Raw genomic sequence first — 21,385 nt, 5'->3', positions numbered from 1 at the left:
TATATTTTAATCTTATGAACCAGATAGAAAACAGCACTGTGAAGGACATCAATGAAATTCTACATCTTTACCAAGATGCGAGAGAATATCAGTATAAAAAAGAATCAGTAGTTTGGCCGAATATACCGATAAGTATGATTACCCAAGAGATCATTGATAAACATCAGTGGAAATTGATTATAAATGGAAAAATAGCTGGTATTTGGGCAACTACTTTTCAAGATCCTTTGATTTGGGAGGATCGTAATGTAGATCCTTCAGTTTATCTCCATAGGATTGCGCTGAATCCTGACTTTAGAGGACAAAAAATAGTGAAGGAGATTATTGAATGGTCTAAAATTTTTGCAAAATCAGAAGAAAAGCAATTTATTAGATTGGATACAGTAGGAGAAAATCAGGGGTTGATAAAATATTATACTTCATGTGGCTTTGATTATTTAGGGATGGTAAATTTGAAAGATACCAGCAGTCTACCGGCTCATTATGCTAAAGCGCCTGTTTGTTTGTTTCAGATGTCAACCGAATGAAATCAAAGAATTTCCAGACAAAATAGCACACAGTGTATTCATACTTGTTTCGATTGAAGAATAGAGCGAAAGCTGCTCTTTTTTTTAAACATTGGGCTGTAAATAAGCATGAAATAGAATTGTTAAAGTAATAGCAGAAAGAATGGTATTGAAGGTGCTATCGTACTTTCTCCTTAGTGCTCTTACACAGGAACTGGAAAAATCATATCTGATTCAATTGAGAGATCTACTAAACCCAAAGGCTTTACATTGGAATATTTCTCTAATATCTTAAAGTTTATTCAGCCTGATTTTGATGAATTAGTGTTTTATTTATGATTATTAATATGAACATACTGGTCTCAATTCAGTATATTAAAGTAGCAAATTAGAGGATTTGAAGAAATTCCCCTTCAAATATTACCCAAAAAAATTGAAACTTATGAAGAAATTGAATTATAAGGATGAAGTAGCCACTAGATATACGGCTTACAACAGTCTTTTTCTTGATCTGCCTTATGACCATATTTATAGGACAGGGACACTATTGCCAATACTAGAGCAGTTAAGCACCCAAGGTTTTGCAAGTGGTAAAGACCCGGCAGAAATTGTTGATCAATTTAAGCGAGAGATTTTGGGCGATAAAGAGGAAAAACATCTTCATCAACTATTGTTTCAATTGATTCAGTATGTAGAAAGACAAGTTTTACTTTTTGATTCTATTGAAGATGCAGCTTTTGAAAAAATATTTAATGTAGAAGGAAAAGGTTCCGTAAAGGAACTTATAGGAAGGGTTAGGCATACCAACAAAATGGAGGAGCTGAAAGAAAAATTAAAGACTTTTTCAGTCCGAATTGTTTTAACCGCTCACCCTACTCAATTTTATCCTGGCAATGTACTAGCTATCAATACTGACTTGGAAAATGCCATTAGAAAAGATGATCTTGCTTCTATTAATTCTTTGATGTTACAATTAGGGAAGACCCCTTTTATTAATAAGGAAAAACCTAGTCCTTATGATGAGGCCGTGAGTCTGTGTTGGTATCTGGAAAATGTGTTTTATAAGAGTATCCCTTCTGTTTTGTATGATTTAATTGAAGAAATAGATGAGCCCTGGGAAGATTGGGTAAACCCTGATTTATTAACGGTAGGGTTCTGGCCTGGTGGTGATAGGGATGGCAATCCTTTTGTAACGCATGATATTACTATTAAAGTAGCAGATAGACTTAGAGAAACGATTTTAAAATGTTACTACAGAGATTTACGTGCCATCAGACGAAGGCTCACTTTTAAAGGAGTGGAGGATAAAATTCTACAAGCTGAGCAAAAAGTGTATGATGCTCTTTACGGTGAAAAATCAAAAGGCTTTAATAATCCGGAAGAATTAATAGAAGTATTAAGAGAAGCATTTGAGTGTCTTAAATCGGATCATAATGGAATCTTCTCAGAGCTTCTAGAGAAGTTTATTCTTAAAGTGAGAATCTTTGGCTTCCATTTTTCAATCATGGATATCCGACAGGATAGCCGTAAACATGATGCCTTGTGGGATGATATTTTGGCGAATCAAGACGATAATAGTATTGTGGCGCAATATGAAAAAATGCAAGAGCAGGACAAGATTAATCACTTGTTGGGTTTGAAAAGCGTGCCTAGTGAAATTAGCATTTATGATGAATTTCATCAAGAAATGCTGAAGAGCTTTGATGCATTGGAAGAGGTCAAAAAGAGAAATGGAAACAGGGCTTGTCACCGTTATATTATTAGTAATTGTCAATCGGCCCTTCATGTAGTGGAAGTATTCCAGTTGGCAAAGATTAATTTAACTCCCAATGCCTTCAATACACTGGATGTAGTACCTCTATTTGAAACCATTGATGATTTGGCTAATGCTTCAGGCATAATGAAGCAATTATATGAAATACCTGCTTATCGAGAGCACGTGAAGAGTAGGGGCAATAAGCAAACCATTATGGTAGGCTTCTCTGATGGAACTAAAGATGGTGGTTATTTACGAGCTAACTGGTCAATTTTTCAAGCTAAAGAGGCACTTACCGAAATTTCGAGGGAGTATGGAGTTAAAGTTATTTTCTTTGATGGAAGGGGAGGACCACCTGCTAGGGGAGGTGGTAATATGCACGATTTTTATGCTTCGCTAGGCTCAAAAATAGAAGATGAGGAAGTGCAGGTGACCATTCAGGGGCAAACAATCAGCTCCAATTATGGAAAGGTGGGGTCTTGCCGTTATAATATGGAGCAACTGCTATCCGCAGGCTTAGAAAATCATTTATTTGCAGATGATAATAGAGTGCTTGCTGAAAAAGAGCGAGGCCTCTTAGATCAGTTGGCAGAAACTGCTTATCAACTGTATAAAGACTTTAAAAGTCACGACAAATTCACCAGTTATTTAAGTAATGTGACTCCTTTAAAATATTTTGGAGACACGAATGTAGGAAGTAGACCCACTAGCAGAGGGAAGAAAGGAGAGTTAAAATTTGAAGATTTAAGAGCGATACCTTTTGTAGGTGCTTGGGCTCAAATGAAACAAAATATTCCAGGTTTTTACGGAGTGGGTACTGCACTTAGCACACTAAAAAAACAGGGCAAAGGAAAGGATGTCAAGCAACTATATGCAGAGTCTCTATTTTTCAGAACTCTTTTAGGAAACTCCATGCAATCCATTGCTAAATCTTTTTATCCTGCCACTGCTTATCTTGAGAAGGATAAAGAATATGGTCAGTTTTGGCAATTAATGAAAAAAGAATTTGATCTCAGCAAAGAGGAGCTGGATGGCATAAGTGGTGGAAAGGGCCTATTACATGAAGCGCCAGTATCTCAGGCATCTATCGCCATCAGAGAGAAAATCGTATTGCCTTTGATTACTATCCAACAATATGCAATCCAGAAATTAAGGCAGGGTGTCAAAAATGAAGACATCTATAAAAAGCTGATATTGAGAAGTATGTTTGGGATTGTGAATGCGGCAAGAAATGCAGCATAAAAATCTGAAATATTTCAGATTTGTGATTGTAGATTTTACGGTTTTTCAATCGATAAAAAAAGGCCCGAATAAAGCAATACTTCATTCGGGCCTTTATTAAAAACTAGTGATCTGATTACTGAAAAGTATCCTCTTTAATTTCGACATTGATTTCAGCAGACTGCAAATCAGCGTTCATTTGAAATCCTTGATTAATGGCTCTTTTCTCAGGAATCATAATTCCATCAACTTCTTTATAACTCTTAATTTCTTCAGTTGCCTGAGCAGATGATGTTTTCACTTTCAAACCTGATTCAGCATCGAAGTATGAGGTACTGCTTTGACCTGAAGGCATGGTAACTGATACGCCATAAGCCGGCTTTCCATTGATTTCTTCCACATTTTTCAGTTCAAGTGTTGCTTCCATTTCTGAATAGTATAGCTCTGGGAAAATCTTAGCACCAGCTTTTACAGCCGATTTTGTTTGTTCAGGTAAAGGCACTTCTTGACCTTGTTGAAACACTTTTACGCCTTCATCATTTACTAAAACTTTACTTATCACCATCGGCCCCATTGCAACTTCTTGCTTATAATTAGTATTATCCTTCACTTCATTTATGCTAATGTTCTGGCCCTGAACACTGGCACTGTAAGAAGTTTTCATAGATTTTACTGCTTCTATTTTAGATTTTCCACCTAATGCTTCAAAATACTTTTCCAATACTTTTTCAGCAGTTAATCCGGCAGGCATTGCACTTTTGTCATTCGGATCATACTCTTCACCTTTTCGGTTATAGTATTTCACTTCACCAAATTGTGATAAATTTTCAGCTACATCTTCACCTTTACCTACCACCAAGATATTGGCATTGTTTGGCAATATGTACTTCTGTGCCGCAGCTTTAACATCCTCCAATGTTACAGCCTCAAGATTTTTCAAGTAGTTGGCATAGTAATCTTTCGGTAAATTATATCGTGCAGTATTGATTGCAAAAGAAGCTACTGTTTGAGGGCTTTCCAAAGAACGAGCGAAACTACCCGAGATAGATGCCTTTGCAGCGTCCAGCTCGTCTTGGGTTACACCTTCTTCATTAATCATAGCAAGTTCAGCCATAAATTCATTTACAGCACTATCCGTTACTTCATTTCTAACACTTGCACTTGCGGTAAAACTTCCAACAAATTCATCAGCGCTTAGGGAAGATCTTGCCCCATATGTGAATGCGTTATCTTCTCTTAGGTTCTGCATCAATCTTGAAGAGAAACCACCACCTAAAATCTGGTTAAGAACTCTAGCAGTTAGTACATCCTCGCTACCTATTGTAAGTTCAACTGGGTAAGTCACATTGATCACGGACTGAACTGAAGCTTCTCTGTCTACTAAGGCAACAAAGGTTTCCTCCGGTGGAGTTGGCATTGCGTATTCATTTGTCGGAACATCCCCTTTTTCCCACTTCTCAAAATTTTTCTTGATGAGTTTCTTTGCTTCTTTTGGTGTTATGTCTCCAACTATAGCCAAATAACCGATATTAGGTCTGAAATAGCTACTGTAATACGCTTTGATTTCTTCTAAAGTAATGTTCTCTACTGTTTCTTCAGTTTCAAACTCCCCATAAGGATGATCATCCCCGTAAACCAACTTGCCTCTCACATTTGAAGCAATTGCATTAGGATCGTCTTTTGAAGCCGCTAGACCAGATAAAGTCTGTTTTTTTAATTTATCTAATTCATCCTCAGGAAATGCAGGGTTAAATAAAACATCTGTCATCAACTCCATCAATTTATCTTGATGCTTGGTTAATGATGTAGCATACATTCCAGTAGAATATGTGTTGATATTGGCCCCAATGAAGTCAATATCTTGATCTAATTCTGCTTTTGTGCGGTTTTTTGTTCCTTTCATCAACATTTGACCAGCCATGCTTACATAACCTGCTTGATCTCCCTCTAAAATAGGGTCTCTGTCAAATGTCAATGAAAATGCTACTCTAGGTAGTTTGTGATTTTCTACCACAAATACTTTCAATCCATTTTTCAAAGTGAAAGTGGTAGGTTCGCCTATATTGATTTCCTTTGCCGGTGTTGGTTCCGGAGCAGTTGTTCTGTCCACCTGGGCAAATCCAAAACTTGCCATCAAAGCGAAAACGAAACTTATATATATCTTCTTAATCATTTTTCTAAAATTATTTCGTGAAACGAATTATTGATTTTGTTGAGATTTAGGTAAGTAATATAATACCACTCTATTATCCTCAGTAAGGTATTCTTTCGCAACTCTTCTAATATCCTCTTTGGTAACTTTCATGTATCGCTCAATCTCTTTATTGATTAAGTCAGCATCTCCATAATAAACATGGTAGTTAGCCAAACTTTCGGCAATACCCGCCATGGTGCTGTTACCTGAAATAAAATCATTTTCCTTCTGGTTTCTGATTTTTTCAAATTCCTGATCAGAAATAAGTTCTTCTTGTACCTTTTGGATTTCTGCATCCATTGCATTTTCTAATTCTTTCAAATCTCCACCTATGGTTGGTAATCCGAAAAGCAGGTACAATCCTGGGTCTTCAGATGAAAAAGGGATAGCAGCTACTTGTAATGCTTTTTGTTGTTCATCAACCAACGATTTGTACATTCTAGCGGATTGTCCGCCAGAAAGCGCAGTACTTAACATTTCCAAAGCATAAGAATCTTCAGTTCCTTGCGCTGGCATGTGGTATGCTTGAATTACAGCAGGCAATTGAATGTTATCATAAATAGTATCACGAACTTCTTCTTTTTGTTCAGGCTCCACGATATCAGGTCTAGGAATTTCTTGTTCACCTCTTGGGATTGGTCCAAAATAATCTTCGATTAATTTTTTAGCCTCTTCTATCTCAATGTCACCAGCAATTGACAATGTAGCGTTTTCAGGAACATAGAAAGTCTCGTAAAACTCTACGAACTCGTCTAATGATGCCGCATTTAAGTGATCTAAAGAACCGATTGGCGTCCACCTGTAAGGATGCTCGGTATAAGCTCTTTTCATGATTTCCGGCAAGATAGTACCGTAAGGCTGGTTATCATATCTTTGTCTTTTCTCTTCTTTAACAACTTCACGCTGCGTTTCTACACCAATTTCTTGTATTTGCGCATGCATCAATCTTTCAGACTCTAGCCATAATCCTAATTTCAATTGATTTGAAGGTAAAAGTTCATAATAATAGGTTCTGTCGCTAGAAGTGTTTGCATTATTGACACCACCTGCATTGGTTATGTATTTATCAAACTGACCTCTTTCAATATTTTTTGAACCTTCAAATAATAAATGCTCAAAGAAATGCGCAAAACCTGTCCTTTCAGGATTCTCATTTTTCGACCCTACATGGTACATTACTGATACTACCACAATTGGAGTTGAATTATCCTGATGTAAAATTACATGCATTCCATTGTCTAAATCGAATTCGGTAAATTCGATTTCCTTTTTTTGTGCTATTGAGCCAAAAGCCATCAATAAACACAAAGACCCGATTATCAGTCTTTTCATCATAAGTTGAGTGTTTTAGATTGAATTATTTTTTAATTTAATTGCGAATATAAAACAAATATTACATCTATTTGTTCGCCAATTGTTAAATTTTTGAGGCAGTGTAGGAAAGGTCTTAGTGGACGAAATTTCGAATAAAAAAGCCCTCGGAATTTCTTCCGAAGGCTTTGCAATAAAACTAATCAATTCTTAAATCTGTTTTCTAGATTTTATTCTCCCATAAATGGATATTTGTAATCAGTAGGCGTAACAAATGTTTCTTTCACCATTCTAGCCGAACACCAACGCAATAAATTCAATTTAGATCCCGCTTTATCATTAGTTCCGGATTTCCTTGCTCCACCAAATGGATTTTGATTTACAACAGCTCCAGTTGGTTTATCATTTACATAGAAGTTACCAGCAGCTTGACTCAAACGTTTTGTCGCACGCTCTATAATATAACGATCATTACTAAATATTGCTCCAGTAAGTGCATAAGGAGATGTTTCATCAACTAAAGTTAAAGTCTCCTCGAAATTCTCAGCATCGTAAACATAAATAGTTACTACCGGACCAAATATTTCTTCTTGCATCGTTACATATTGCGGATCCTTTGTTACAATTACTGTTGGCTGAATGAAGTATCCTTTTGAATCATCGCATTCGCCTCCAGCTATAACTTCCGCAACATTACTTTCTTTTGCATCATCTATATAGCCTTTAATTTTATCAAAAGCTTTTTTATCAATTACCGCATTGAAGAAGTTATCGAAGTCTTCCGGACCACCCATCTTGATATCTTTGATATCCGCTACTAGGTTTTCTTTAACATCGTCCCAGATATTATTAGCTATATATACCCTTGAGGCAGCAGAACATTTTTGTCCTTGGAACTCAAATGCACCTCTAGTAATCGCTGTTGCTACTTGCTTTGGATCAGCTGTTTTATGAGCTAAAATGAAATCTTTTCCACCCGTCTCGCCCACAATTCTAGGGTAAGATTTATACTTTTCAATATTTTCACCTATCAACTTCCAGATATTTTGGAATACACCTGTACTACCTGTAAAATGAATACCTGCAAATTCCGGGTGTTTAAAAATGATGTCTCCTGTGGTTGGACCATCAACATAAATTAAGTTGATAACCCCATCAGGTACTCCAGCTTCTTTAAATATTTCCATTACCACATTAGCAGAATAGATTTGAGAATACGCAGGCTTCCATACTACCGTATTACCCATTAATGCTGCACTTGATGGTAAATTACCAGCAATGGCTGTAAAGTTGAAAGGCGTTAAGGCAAATACAAAACCTTCAAGCGGTCTGTATTCCATTTTGTTCCAAACTCCATCTGGAGAGAATGGCTGCTCTTCATAGATTTCAGTCATGTATTGCACATTGAATCTAAGGAAATCAGCTAATTCGCATGCCGAATCAATTTCAGCTTGGTAAGCATTTTTTGATTGCCCTAACATTGTGGCTGCGTTGATTTTATCCCTGTAAGGTCCAGCAATTAAATCTGCGGCTTTCAAGAAAACAGATGCTCTTTGTTGCCAATGAAGATCAGCCCATTCCTGCTTAGCAGCTAATGCAGCTTTAATAGCTTGTTCGACATGGCTACCATCTCCTTCATGAAATTGGCCTAATTTATGTTGATGATCGTGAGGAGGACTTAATGGATGCGTTTTTCCGGTCCTTACCTCTTCAGCACCGATATACATTGGAACATCTACTTCTTGCCCTCTTAATTCTTTCAGCTTGGCTTGTAAAGAAGTTCTCTCTGGAGTTCCAGGTGCATAACTATTAACAGGTTCGTTTTTTGGAACGGGTACCTTATAAATTGCTGTTGACATATTTTGAATAATTTATACTTGAAAAATAAAAGTCTAAAATTAGGTAAATATTTCAGTTTGCCTTACCAATTGCAACGAAATTTCCACCTTCTTTCCATGCTTACGATTTTAAAAAATTTTGTTTAGATAGATGTGTTTTTTTTACTTGAAAAGCCTTTTCAAATCGCTTTAAAATTCTGCATTATTGAAAGAAGGTCATGCTTCTCCGTCTGATTAGAATTTATAGGAACAAAAAAAGCAGGAATTTCGATTCCTGCTTTCTTTAAAGAGTTATTTGTTTGAGTTATCCATCTCCAAACATATCTTTCAGCTTACTTTTAGCCTTATTTTTAAGCTTTTCCTTTTCTTCTTCGGCCTTCTTTTTAGCCTCTTCTTCTGCTTGCTTTTTCTTTCTTTCTATTTCTGCTTTTGCGCTATCTTTAGCGGCTTGCGCTTTTTGTTCTGCTTCTGCTTTTAACTTATCTTTCTCTTCAGTTAGTTTATCGGTAACTTGTTCTTTTACCGAAGAGGTAACAGAACTTCCACCTTCGGTAGTAGTTTTTCCTAACTTCACTTTAGGATCATCATAAGTACCGCCAATATTAAAGTTAAGGTTAACAGAACTTCCAACGGCTTCCACTTTACTACCTAACAGATTAGATATGGCAGAATTAGCAGCTTGTCCCATACTACCTGTTGGTACGTTCATCTGTAAGTTATAAGCAATGTCGCCCTCTAAACCAGTACTTCCGTCAATAGTCGCTTTATATTTCCCCATTTTCACATCAAATGGTTTAACGGATAATCTGCCGTCTTTAATTTCAGCTTGAACTTTGACATCGTTAATTTGTACCTCATTTGTATTATCTAGTTTCGACAGAGAAGTAACTCCGCTGATTACTTTTGAATCCTTAACTGCCGCATTCATAATCTTAATAAGACCACCCCCGCTTAATGTTGACAGATTAGGCATCATTTCTTGCGTCAATAATCCACTGACAGAGAAATCAGTACTGAATCTACCTTCCATTTTCTCAGCAATAGGAACGAATTTTTGAATAGTTAGAACATTTTTAAAAGTTTCTGGAATGCTTAACTGAGAAATATCTAATCGGAAATCAAACTTTGGGTCATACTCATCTTGGCTGTTGTACAGGCCTGTCATTTTGATAGATCCACCTAGCATATTTACTTTCATTGGATCAAGCGTTAAGATGCCATCTTTTACACGTATTTGACCTAAAGCATTTTTCATCTCGAAATTATCATATTTGATGGTTTGAGCTGTTGCATCAAATGTAAAGTCAATATTTTGAGGAATAACGACTACCTCCATGGCTGTAGTGTCTTCAGTGCTTTCAGCAACTTCCTCCTCTGAAACCCCCATCATTTCATTGAGGTCTAAGAGGGTAGAGGTTAGTTTCATATTTCCTCTTATGACTGCACTGTCATCCAAAGCATAAGCTATATAATTGCTTAAACTACCGTTCAAGGTGAAATCACTTTTCCCGTAATTTCCCTTTAAGACTGTGAGATTAATTGATTCAGGATTAAAATCCATAGCAGCATTAGAAATGATAAAATCAGGAGCATCTTTTTCAGCGTATGAAAAATTCTGCATTTTAAGGTCGCCTGTGGTTTGCAATTTACTGTAATCCTCTTTTTCTACGTCTGCGTAAGAGCCTTTTGAGTTAATATTGGCTGTAATAATACCGCCCATTTTGAAATCCTCAGATGGCTCGATTTTGGAGATGATATCCAAATTTAAAGCTCCTTGCATGCTTAAGTCCCAAACAGGAGAGTCAAAGTTGTTGACAACTGCCTGAGCAGTAAATCTATCTTTATCAATACTTAATCCGAAATTTTTGAGCTCCAAAAATCCGTCCTTCAAATCACCTGATTGAGATTTAGCATGCATTTCCATCTCAATATTCTCTATAGGAAGGGGAACATCAGCCGATTTTACAAAAGCGTCTCTTACTACTAAATCAATGGCAAAAGAAGGCATCCGCGTATCACTATACACCCCTTTTACAAATCCTGAAAAATCAAATTCTCCTCTTGTTTCCAAATCATCGAAACCACTGGCATACATGCCGGGCACTAATGATAGGATATTTTTGAATTGTGTATCAGTGGTGGCGAAGTTAATATCCATTTCATAATCATCAGTTGGCATGGCGAAATACCCATCAAAATTTAAGTGAAAATCATTTAAAGTTGTTTGAGCATCCTTAAATGTGAATTTCATATTGTCCATATCCATTCCTAAAAACAAATCTGCTTGTAGACTCTTATGAGCAACATACACATCACCTCCATAAGCAAAAGAGAAATCTTTGGCAGAGGTTTTCGTTTCCATGTCAAAAACAGAGAGTGTGAAATCGCCATTTCCGGTATGGTCAACACCTAATAATGAAATTGCCACTTCATTCATCTGATCATAATAGTTGATCCTACCACTTTTGATTTCCCAGTGGTCAATGCCCAATTTAAATTCCTCTTCTGATGTGCTGACTTCTTCTGTTTCTTCCTCATCAGAAGGATAGGTAATGTCATAGTTTGCAGAACCATCTTCCAAAACCAAGATATTGATCAAAGGCTGATCGAGCATGATACCTTTTATATTCAAAGGTTCTCCTTTTATAATGGCTACTATATCCATTTCAACTGAAAAGTCATTTGCCGAAAAAAGAGTATCTCCTTCAAATGTGTCTTTTCCAGTAATAGAGAAATCACGAATTCCCAAGGTTAAGTCGGGGAAGTTTGATAAAAGCGAAATGCTTATTTTAGAAGGATCAAAAGTGACTTTTGCATTAATGGAGTTGTCGATTTCCGTTTGAACTGCTGAAACTATTCTGTCTTTAAATAAAACAGGGACCAATATAATGGTCAGAACAAAAAGTGCAATAATACTGCTAAGGATGATTAATAGCTTTTTCATAAGTTAAATTTGCTTTTACTCTACTGTAAATTTATAAATATTATACGATTGGTAAAGAATAAGGTCTACTTATCAAATTATTATTATTGGTTTAATTCCAATAATCCTTTCTTAATGCAATAAACAAATGTTTTTTTGCCAACAAATGATAAATCCATGAGTTCATAATGAAATTTAAATTATGAAAAAGACCTTAAGACTTATTTTGGGTGATCAACTTAATCAGAAACATTCTTGGTTTTCAGAAGAGAACGATGATGTCTTATATGTGCTGATGGAAATGCGTCAAGAAACAGATTACGTCACTCATCACATTCAAAAAGTGGTATCCTTTTTTTCAGCGATGCGAGCTTTTAAAGTTGAATTAGAAGCGAAAGGTCATAAGTTCCTCTACATTAAAATTAACGATGCTGGAAACAAGCAATCATTAAAAGATAATATCAAGAGTATTATTAAAGAACATAAAATAGAGCATTTCGAATATCTCTTACCCGATGAATATAGATTAGATCAGCAGTTGAGAAGTTTAGTTGAAGAGATTTCCATTTCTAGTAATTCGGTAGACACAGAGCATTTTTTGACTGGTAGAAATGATATTGCTGATTTTTTTAGTGGTAAAAAACAATTCCTAATGGAGAATTTTTATCGCAAAATGAGAAAAGATCATGATATCCTTATGGACGGGAAAGAACCAATAGGAGGGAAGTGGAATTTTGATCATGATAATCGAAATAAATATAAGGGAGAAGTCCCGATTCCACCTGCGTACAGCTATAAAAATGATGTAAAAGAGGTTTTTAAAGATATTGAGAACGCAGGAATAAAAACAATAGGGACTGTTGATGCTGATAATTTCCACTGGCCGATTGATAGAAAACAGGCGTTACAATTTGCAAGATACTTTTGCCGTGAATTATTGCCTTATTTCGGCACCTATCAAGATGCCATGCATACCGAAGAGCAATTTTTGTTTCATTCCAGAATTTCATTTGCACTTAATTCAAAATTGATCAGCCCTAGGGAGCTCGTAGATAAAATCATTAAGGCTTGGGAGGAAGATCAAGATAAAATCAATATAGCCCAAGTGGAGGGTTATATTAGGCAGGTGATTGGATGGCGAGAATACATGCGGGGAATTTATTGGGCAAAAATGCCAGATTATGCTGAAAAGAATTTCTTTGAGCATGATCGTCCACTTCCTGATTTTTATTGGACAGGTAAAACTAAAATGAAATGTATGGAGAAATCCATTAAGCAATCATTAACGGAAGCCTATGCGCATCATATTCAGCGATTGATGGTGACGGGTAATTTCGCTTTGCTCAATATGACAGATCCTGATGAAGTAGATAAATGGTATTTAGGAATTTACATTGATGCAATTGAGTGGGTAGAAATTACGAATACCAGAGGGATGAGTCAGTTTGCGGATGGTGGAATAGTAGGTTCTAAGCCTTACCTAGCTAGTGCTAACTATATGCATAAAATGAGTAATTACTGTGCTAATTGCCATTATGACCATAAAAAGAAAGTTGGAGAAAAAGCTTGCCCTTTCAATAGTTTGTACTGGAATTTTTACAATACTCACCGCGATAAGCTAGCTAAAAATCAACGAATTTCTATGATGTACAGAACTTGGGACAAGAAATCTGATCAAGAAAAGGAAGATTTATTAAAGCAGGCAGATTATTATTTAGCACATGCCGATGAGCTTTAAGAAATTAATAATAGACTACGGGAATTGAAATTGTATAAAGTCAGCGGGGGACAAATCTTTTGGTTCATTTCAAAAAAAAGAAAATGATCCTAAATCTCAAAATGCCATTTCCAAGCGAAACTAGCTTACTTAATATTTATTGTTAAGATCCTTAATTTTGTATTAAGATGTTGGTTTTATAAGCTCAAGTCATTCATTTAGTCATCTAAAAAACTATGCGTCAGTTAATTAAAAAAAAATTAGATAGTAATTTTATATTACCTATTTATTATATTTATTAATAAATTGTTAACTTTGTATAACGTTCAATCGTTGTATGTTAACATTAAGGTAATATTGAAAACATTCTTAACACCATATCGAAGCTACCGCACAGCCATTCTTGGGGGAATTTTCATAATGATATTGGGTTTAATTGGTCCTGTAAATGCCCAGAATTTCAATCCCCAAAATAAAGAGCTACTAAATGATATTGCATTTATAGCATCGGTAGATAAGTTTGAAAATCATAAAAACTGGAATCAACTAATTAGGAAGTTGGAGAGAAAATCCAATTCAGATGCAGAATATTTTTTAGAATACATTTTTTACAAAACACATCAAAAGCTATTGAAAGAATATCGCAAAGGGACGACTTTCAATAATTTATTGGAGTCCGGCGATTATGACTGTGTCTCTGCTAGTATTACTTATTCCATTTTACTAAAATATTTTGATATTGAGCATAGCATTATTGAAACTGATTATCATGTTTTTATCATTGCTAGTATTAGTGATCAAGAGTATATTTTAGAAACAACCGACCCAAGAAGTGGATGGTTGTCAAATGCAAATGAGATAAAAGAATTTAAGGAGGATTTTCTACCTGATAATAGCGCTACATTATTGAATCAAAACCTGTCTATAGGTGCTTTAGGATATGGGGAACCCAACTCCAAAACAATCTATAAAGAAATAAGCTTGAGACAATTAAGTGCTTTACAATTTTTCAATCAGGGGCTGATTGCCATTCATGAGCAGGATTATATTTTAGCCTCAAGAAGATTGCAACAGGCTTTAAATCTCTACGATTCTGAGCGGATCAGTGCGGTATTTGACATTGTAGCTCCCCAAGATTAGTTTCCGTTTAGGATCCAGCGAACCTTTCATATTTCAAGGAATTTGGAGTTATTATTGGAAAAACTTTTTATCACTTATAAAAAATACCCACTCCATGTGTTTCTGGTGCTTATCAAATTTACAATACATTAGATAATATTATTTCATTATAATTTTCACATAAATTAGCAAAAAGTTAATCTTAAATTACAGTCTTTGTAAATTAATGCAATAAATTTGCGATATCTTCAAAAACTAAGAAAACATGCGCACATCTTTATTGTCATTTTTGCTTACTCTTTTCACTATCACATGTCTTTTTGCTCAAGATCAATCCTTTGAATTTGGTTCGAAAGAAACTTTGACTTTGTCTTTCGGCTCATGTAATCGTCAAAACTTAGCTCAGCCTCTATGGCAACCCATCATAGATCACAATCCCGATTTATTCATGTTTTTAGGGGATAATATTTATGGTGATACGGATGATATGCAGATTTTAAAGGATAAATATCAAATACAGAAAAATCACCCTGATTATAAAGAGCTTCGAGAGCAAATGCCAGTGATAGGCGTTTGGGATGATCATGATTATGGTAAAAATGATGCTGGAAAGGAATATGCTTATAAAGAAGAAAGTCAACAGCTGTTTTTGGATTTCTTTGATGTGCCAGCTGAAGACGAAAGAAGAGAAAGGAAAGGCGCGTACTCTTCCTATGACGTAAAATGGAAGTCCCATACCATAAGACTTATTTTATTAGATGGAAGATACCATAGAGATAGCCTTGAGAGAATAGATCGTGTCTATCAGGTAAATCAAGAGGGTACAATATTGGGGGAAGAACAATGGTCGTGGCTGGAAGGTGAAATGTCAGATAAAGATGTTTCGTTATTTATCATAGCTAGTGGTATTCAAATGATTCCTGAAGATCACAATTATGAAAAATGGGCAAATTTTCCTCAGGAAAGACAAAGACTCTTGTCTTTAATCCAAGAGAAGAAGCCAAAAGGCACATTATTGTTAAGTGGAGACCGTCATATTGCAGAAATATCAAGATTAGATATTAAAGATCTTGACTATCCTTTGGTAGAAGTAACCTCAAGCGGTTTAACACATACCTGGAACAATGCTCCTCAAGAACCTAACCGACATCGACTAGGAGAGTTGGTCAGTGATTTGAACTATGGGATAATTAAGATAGAAGAAAAGCAAGAAGGTTTAAGTATAGAAGCTGAAATTAGAGGCAAGGATCAAGAGTTATTACATTTTGTCACTATTTCAATGAATTGATTTTCAGACCTTTATCCTAGTGCTCTCCTTGCAGTTAATCGATTTGGGTGCTAAATATTTTTGCAATCTTATCATTAAATGCTTGTATGAGTTTTTTGGACCAGGATTAGATATTTATGCTAAAGCTAAATACCACATTATGATATACTTTATCGATGGGTACAAGTGGCTGCGGATCGTACATATTCTGATAAAGTAAAGTTAATCCTAAGTATTTGGTGAGCTTATAAGTTAGTCTAGAGCTACTTCCAGCTCTTGGGTTGGTAAATAGATTTTGTATATCATCCTGATAGTAGATGCTCAGATCTAGCAGGAATTTTTCCGCAAATCTTTGCTTAAAACTTATGTAACTACCTAATCTGATCAATTCATTTGTGATGGAGTTCGCAGGGTTTGGTATAGTTTCCGAATCTGGAACACCTCGGTAATCCCATTTTTCATATTCATAAAATGGGCCGAAGCCAGCAAAAACACCAGTATTTTTTTTGTAAAGTGCTCTCCATCGTAAATTTGCTCCTGCAGCATATTTTCTATCTAAACCCCTAACTTCATTCCAGTGAGCTTGAAAATAAGGTTCAAGAGCGAAAGGTAAAGTATCTTGAATTCTTCGGTATTCAATAAAAAAGTATCCACCACTCTCGAAAGTTTCATCGCCAAAACGGGACAATTCCACCTTATTTGCTATCGTCATGGCATTTTTCTTAAATAATAGTGAAAGGTCAGCAGTATTTTCAAATTTTATCAAATCCTCTTTTAGGTTTTGATACTGAAAGCTCGGGACTATATTACCTTTTACATGCTTGGTAGTATCCAGAATTACAGCAAAATTCTCGTAATGAAGAATTTGTCCATGTAAAGGCGTAGTAAAAAGAAATAGAAATAAATATTTGTATAATTTAGTCATAGAGCTGTTGGGTTTGCGTGAATTTTAATATAGGCAATATTCTATATACTATAAATGGACTGGAGCACCGATTGTTCGGAAGGTTTAATTTATCTGAATACTTGATACTGTTAAGATTGAGCTAATAAAATAGGAATGCATTTGTGGGATTTTATTTCTATGTTTATGTGGTATTACTTTAAATCAGCTTTTAAATGTATATAAATAAGAATTACGGTTTTTGGATGACTTTTGGATGGTCAAGTAAGCCCTTCTTATTGGGCTTGGGATATGGTTTTGTCATTTCGCTCTTAGCGTATATTTTTGATTTAAGCTTTAACCTACCCTGGCAACCTCTAAGTGTCATAGGTATAGCGGTTGCGTTTTATCTAGGATTTAAAAATAATAGTTCCTATGATCGTACCTGGGAAGCAAGAAAAATCTGGGGCGAAATTGTAAATAATAGCCGATCGTTCGGAGCAGCTGTATGTAGTTTCGTGGCGGGTGCCGAAGATGACCAGATAAAAAAAGAACTGATTTATAGACATCTTGCATGGTTGACTGCTCTGCGTTTTCAACTGAGATTAAGTAAAGAATGGGAGCATACTGACATGCGGCTAGATAAATTGTTCAATGCAACGGTTTGTGAAAACTATACAAATACCTTAGATGCAGAGCTTTCTAAGTTTATTTCTGATGCTGAACTTAAGACTTACAGTGATAATTCAAATAAGGCCACTCAAATAATGAGAAAACAAGCTGAACGACTACAAGAATTGAGAACGCAGAATTATTTTGAAGATTTTAGGCATATGGAATTTCATCATTTGATTAGTGAATTTTATAATGGGCAGGGGAAATCAGAACGAATTAAAACTTTTCCTTTTCCAAGACAATATGCTTCTACTGCTTTATGGTTGACTTTTGTATTCGCCTTCTTAGTCCCATTTGGAATGCTAGATGTATTCAAAAACATGGCTGACTGGATGTATTGGTTGTCCCCTCTACTTTCTGCACTTGTAATTTGGGTTTTCTTTTTAATGGAGAAAATAGGGGATTACTCTGAGAACCCATTTGAGGGAACCTACAATGATGTACCCATTACAGCCATTTCCAGAACTATAGAAATAGATTTACGAGAGATGATACAGGACGAGAACATTCCTGAAGCCTCCAAATCGGAAAATGGGTTTTTGTTGTAGCATCAAGAGGAATTGAAGGTCAATTCCCAATGTGTTGTTATAAAATTATTTTCTTCTTAAGATCGCTGCCAATTGTAAAGAAACATTGAGCAAAGTCATCTTAGCACTTGCGTTTCTCTCAAGATAGTAGATGGCTTTGTTTAGGATTTCATTCATTTGTGCAATCTTTTCCAAGCTTAATGTTTTGCTGAATTTCATCACAAATTGCTCATGCTCATCTGGTACTCTCATTAGTTCCGTGCTTTGCATGAGCGCTACTAAAGATTCTCTCAATATATTTTCTGCATGAACCAGCCATTGTTGCTGATTCATTTTGCCCCACTTATGAAAATCATCAGATCTTTTCACCAATTTTGTGTAATCATTTGCCCAGCATTCTCTCATCCATTGTTCAAATTCTTGTTGAGCATCGTCTGAAACATCATCAATCAATTCAACTGCTTTGTGGAGATCTCCCTGAGCTATATGCGCTAGCTGTTTAGCTTGGTTCTCTGCTACTTCATATGTAGAAACCAGAATATCTCTTACTTCATCATCAGAATAGTTGGGCACATGTACAGCCTGCGTTCTCGAAATGATGGTTCCGATTAATTTCTCCCGATTATTAGAAACCAGAAGAAAGACAGTTTTATCAGAAGGTTCTTCAATTATTTTCAATAATGCATTGGCTGCAGAGGGGTGTAAGTATTCGGGCAACCAAATCAACATGATTTTATATTTGCCTTCAAATGCTTTTAGGGAAAGGTTTCGGATGATATTTTTACTCTCATCCTTAGCGATATTGAGTTGCTTATTGCCAGTACCAATATGATCAATCCAATTAGCAGCAGAGGCAAAGCTATCTGTCAAAAGGAAAGATCTCCAATATTTCATGAAGTTATTGCTGAGTTTGGAGTCGTCTCCTTTTATGTTGTCGTTTGCTGCCGTAGGAAATGAGAACTGAAAATCAGGATGGATGAATTTGGCATTTTTATGACAGGAATTGCATTGTCCACAAGCATCATTTTCCCCAGGATTTTCGCAATTTAAGTAAGTAGCATATGCTAAAGCCATTGGTAAGTTTGCTGTACCGGGGTTTCCCCAAAATAATTGAGCATGAGCAATTTTACCAGATTTTACTCCCTTTATAAGTTGTTCTTTTAAATCAGTAAGTCCTGGTATATCGGCAAAGAGCATAGTACTTAGTTTTTGCTATCTTCTAATTTCTTTAATTCAGCTTCTTTTTTATCTTTCCTTTTATGGATTATTGCTGAAATATAAATACTTATTTCATAAAGAATTAAAAGCGGAAAAGAGATCAATAATTGGCTAATAGGATCTGGTGGTGTTATAAAAGCGCTGATCACCAAAATGACTACTATTGCAATTTTTCTATACTGCTTCAAAATTTGTGGATTGATAATACCAGCTTTACTCATAAAGAGAATTACCATTGGTAACTGAAACATTAAACCGCATGCTAAAACCAACATCGTTAATGTTGAGACATAAGATGTTATATCAAACTCATTTAAAACTGATGCATCTACTTGATAATTGGCCAAGAAATTTATGGAAATAGGGGCTACTATATAGTATCCAAATAATACTCCAGACATAAATAATAGGCTCACAAAAAAAGTAGCACCTCTACTGGTTTTCTTTTCATTGTCGTATAATGCAGGACTCACAAATCTCCACATTTCCCAAAAGAAATATGGAAAGGCCACTATGATTCCCAATACTATGGAAGAGGTAATGTGCATGCTAAACTGCCCAGTCATTTTTCTACTTTGGATAATGAATGGCAGTTCTTCAATACAAAATGCTGTTGAATTTGCTAAAGTTTGTCCTAGATTACATGCCATCTGGTAGAACCAAAAATCTGGTCGTGATGGACCAAGAATCAAAGTGCCAAAAACAAATTCTTTAGAGGCAAAAGCAATAATAGAAAAAACTACTACAGCGGATAAAGCCCTTACGATATGCCATCGAAAGGCTTCCAGATGATCCAAAAAGCTCATCTCCACTTGTGGTTGATCTGCTGGCATATATTGATTATATGAAACTTAAATTATAAATAGATAAAAGTTTAATGTTGGTACTTGGATTTCTAAATTTGCTCTAATAGTTGCGTAAAAGGCTCTATTTAAACAAAGGAAAAGCTACCATCCACTCATTAATTTCATTCTTTATAGAAGCAAGCTTTTGCTTATCTTCATGTTGAGTGATTACAGTATCAATGAAATCTACTATTTTCACCATATCAGACTCCACTAAACCTCTTGATGTTACTGCTGCGGTTCCAATTCTCATTCCGGAAGTCACAAATGGTGATTTATCATCAAAAGGTACCATGTTTTTATTGATGGTGATATCTGCTTCTCCTAAAACTGCCTCAGCAATCTTTCCAGTGATACCTTTAGATCTTAAGTCGATTAACATTAAGTGGTTGTCTGTTCCCCCCGAAATAATTTTGTAATCTCGATCCATAAATGCTGTAGCCATCACCTCAGCATTTTTCTTTACTTGTAATATGTAATCGAAGTAATCATCTGTCAAACACTGCCCAAAAGCTACTGCTTTAGCAGCAATAACATGTTCCAAAGGTCCTCCTTGGGTACCAGGAAATACTCCAGAATCCAATAATTGAGTCATTTTACGTAGCTCTCCTTTTGGATTTTTGTATCCAAATGGATTTTCAAAGTCATCACGCATCATAATCAAACCACCTCTCGGACCTCTTAAAGTCTTATGAGTAGTGGTGGTAACAATATGGCAGTAATCCAAGGGATCGTCAAGCAGACCTCTTGCAATTAAACCGCTTGGATGAGAAATATCTGCTACTAAAATAGCACCCACTTCGTCTGCTATTTCTCTTAGTTTTTTATAATTCCATTCACGACTATAAGCAGAAGCACCACAAATAATCATTTTTGGTTGTTCTTTTTTGGCTGTAGTCTCTACTTTATCCCAATCAATCAAACCAGTTTCTTCTTCAACTCCGTAAAAAGAGGGACTGTAGAGCTTTCCTGAGAAGTTTACAGTTGAGCCATGCGTTAAATGACCTCCATGCGATAAATCAAATCCTAATATTTTATCACCTGGGTTAAGACAGGCTAACATCACAGCAGCATTGGCTTGAGCACCAGAATGAGGCTGAACATTTGCCCAAGTAGCGCCAAATAATTCTTTTACTCTTTCTATAGCTAAGTTTTCAACTTCATCTACCACTTCGCATCCACCATAATACCTTTTTCCTGGTAAGCCTTCTGCGTATTTATTAGTCAGAACGCTGCCCATTGCTTCCATCACTTCGGGCGAAGTGAAGTTTTCTGATGCGATTAGTTCAACACCTGTTTCTTGTCGTTTTTGTTCCTGCTTGATGAGGTCGAATACTAAATTATCTCTTTGCATTTTGTAAACCAATTTGGACATAAAATTAGCG

Annotated in this window: 14 protein-coding genes; 6 read left to right on the top strand and 8 right to left on the bottom strand. The window is 35.7% G+C overall.

Annotated features, from left to right (window positions below):
- Positions 1 to 14: 14 nt before the first annotated feature.
- Both B9Y84_RS08940 and B9Y84_RS08935 read left to right on the top strand, forming a co-directional pair.
- Positions 15 to 527 carry a GNAT family N-acetyltransferase gene (locus tag B9Y84_RS08940; RefSeq protein WP_085516742.1) on the top strand — a complete coding sequence of 171 codons (513 nt, stop codon included), beginning with the start codon at positions 15 to 17 and terminating at the stop codon, positions 525 to 527.
- Between the two features lie 421 nt (positions 528 to 948).
- Positions 949 to 3,504 carry a phosphoenolpyruvate carboxylase gene (locus tag B9Y84_RS08935; RefSeq protein ID WP_085516741.1) on the top strand — a complete coding sequence of 852 codons (2,556 nt, stop codon included), beginning with the start codon at positions 949 to 951 and terminating at the stop codon, positions 3,502 to 3,504.
- A gap of 115 nt (positions 3,505 to 3,619) precedes the next feature.
- On the opposite strand, the gene B9Y84_RS08930 is transcribed toward B9Y84_RS08935, so the two are convergent.
- From B9Y84_RS08930 to B9Y84_RS08915, 4 genes are all read right to left on the bottom strand, one after another.
- A complete protein-coding gene (locus tag B9Y84_RS08930; protein WP_085516740.1) occupies positions 3,620 to 5,656 on the bottom strand; it encodes a M16 family metallopeptidase in 2,037 nt (678 codons plus the stop codon).
- 27 nt (positions 5,657 to 5,683) lie between these two features.
- On the bottom strand, positions 5,684 to 7,012 hold the full coding sequence (locus tag B9Y84_RS08925) for a M16 family metallopeptidase (RefSeq protein WP_085516739.1): 1,329 nt from the start codon (positions 7,010 to 7,012) through the stop codon (positions 5,684 to 5,686).
- Positions 7,013 to 7,218: 206 nt separating this feature from the next.
- The gene (gene pruA / locus B9Y84_RS08920) at positions 7,219 to 8,847 is read right to left on the bottom strand and encodes an L-glutamate gamma-semialdehyde dehydrogenase (RefSeq protein ID WP_085516738.1); all 1,629 of its coding nucleotides are present in this window, start codon (positions 8,845 to 8,847) and stop codon (positions 7,219 to 7,221) included.
- Between the two features lie 283 nt (positions 8,848 to 9,130).
- A complete protein-coding gene (locus B9Y84_RS08915; RefSeq protein ID WP_085516737.1) occupies positions 9,131 to 11,770 on the bottom strand; it encodes an AsmA family protein in 2,640 nt (879 codons plus the stop codon).
- A gap of 181 nt (positions 11,771 to 11,951) precedes the next feature.
- Here B9Y84_RS08915 and B9Y84_RS08910 point away from each other — a divergent pair, with 181 nt between their 5' ends.
- The 3 genes from B9Y84_RS08910 (at position 11,952) to B9Y84_RS08900 (ending at position 15,873) form a co-directional block, all read left to right on the top strand.
- Positions 11,952 to 13,487, top strand: coding sequence for a cryptochrome/photolyase family protein (locus B9Y84_RS08910; protein ID WP_085516736.1), 1,536 nt, complete (start codon positions 11,952 to 11,954; stop codon positions 13,485 to 13,487).
- Positions 13,488 to 13,886: 399 nt separating this feature from the next.
- Positions 13,887 to 14,606, top strand: a complete 720-nt coding sequence (locus B9Y84_RS08905; RefSeq protein ID WP_085516735.1) for a hypothetical protein — start codon at positions 13,887 to 13,889, stop codon at positions 14,604 to 14,606.
- A gap of 244 nt (positions 14,607 to 14,850) precedes the next feature.
- Positions 14,851 to 15,873, top strand: coding sequence for an alkaline phosphatase D family protein (locus B9Y84_RS08900; RefSeq protein WP_085516734.1), 1,023 nt, complete (start codon positions 14,851 to 14,853; stop codon positions 15,871 to 15,873).
- Positions 15,874 to 15,979: 106 nt separating this feature from the next.
- Here B9Y84_RS08900 and B9Y84_RS08895 read toward each other — a convergent pair whose 3' ends face one another.
- Positions 15,980 to 16,777 carry a DUF481 domain-containing protein gene (locus B9Y84_RS08895; RefSeq protein ID WP_085516733.1) on the bottom strand — a complete coding sequence of 266 codons (798 nt, stop codon included), beginning with the start codon at positions 16,775 to 16,777 and terminating at the stop codon, positions 15,980 to 15,982.
- Between the two features lie 194 nt (positions 16,778 to 16,971).
- On the opposite strand from B9Y84_RS08895, the gene B9Y84_RS08890 reads away from it, so the two are divergent.
- Positions 16,972 to 17,958: a bestrophin family protein gene (locus B9Y84_RS08890; protein WP_085516732.1), complete on the top strand. Its 987-nt coding sequence runs from the start codon at positions 16,972 to 16,974 to the stop codon at positions 17,956 to 17,958.
- 45 nt (positions 17,959 to 18,003) lie between these two features.
- Here the strand turns inward: B9Y84_RS08890 and B9Y84_RS08885 are convergent, their stop codons facing one another.
- The 3 genes from B9Y84_RS08885 to B9Y84_RS08875 form a co-directional block, all read right to left on the bottom strand.
- On the bottom strand, positions 18,004 to 19,134 hold the full coding sequence (locus B9Y84_RS08885) for a DNA polymerase III subunit (RefSeq protein WP_085516731.1): 1,131 nt from the start codon (positions 19,132 to 19,134) through the stop codon (positions 18,004 to 18,006).
- A 5-nt stretch (positions 19,135 to 19,139) separates the two neighbouring features.
- Positions 19,140 to 19,988, bottom strand: coding sequence for a twin-arginine translocase subunit TatC (tatC, locus tag B9Y84_RS08880; protein ID WP_085516730.1), 849 nt, complete (start codon positions 19,986 to 19,988; stop codon positions 19,140 to 19,142).
- A gap of 94 nt (positions 19,989 to 20,082) precedes the next feature.
- Positions 20,083 to 21,354 carry a serine hydroxymethyltransferase gene (locus tag B9Y84_RS08875; protein ID WP_085516935.1) on the bottom strand — a complete coding sequence of 424 codons (1,272 nt, stop codon included), beginning with the start codon at positions 21,352 to 21,354 and terminating at the stop codon, positions 20,083 to 20,085.
- Between the last annotated feature and the right edge of the window lie 31 nt (positions 21,355 to 21,385).

Origin of the sequence: Marivirga sericea, from assembly GCF_900177665.1 — a bacterium.
Lineage (GTDB): Bacteria > Bacteroidota > Bacteroidia > Cytophagales > Cyclobacteriaceae > Marivirga > Marivirga sericea.
Note: the sequence above shows the minus strand (reverse complement) of the source record. Positions and strands in the feature narration are given on the sequence as shown.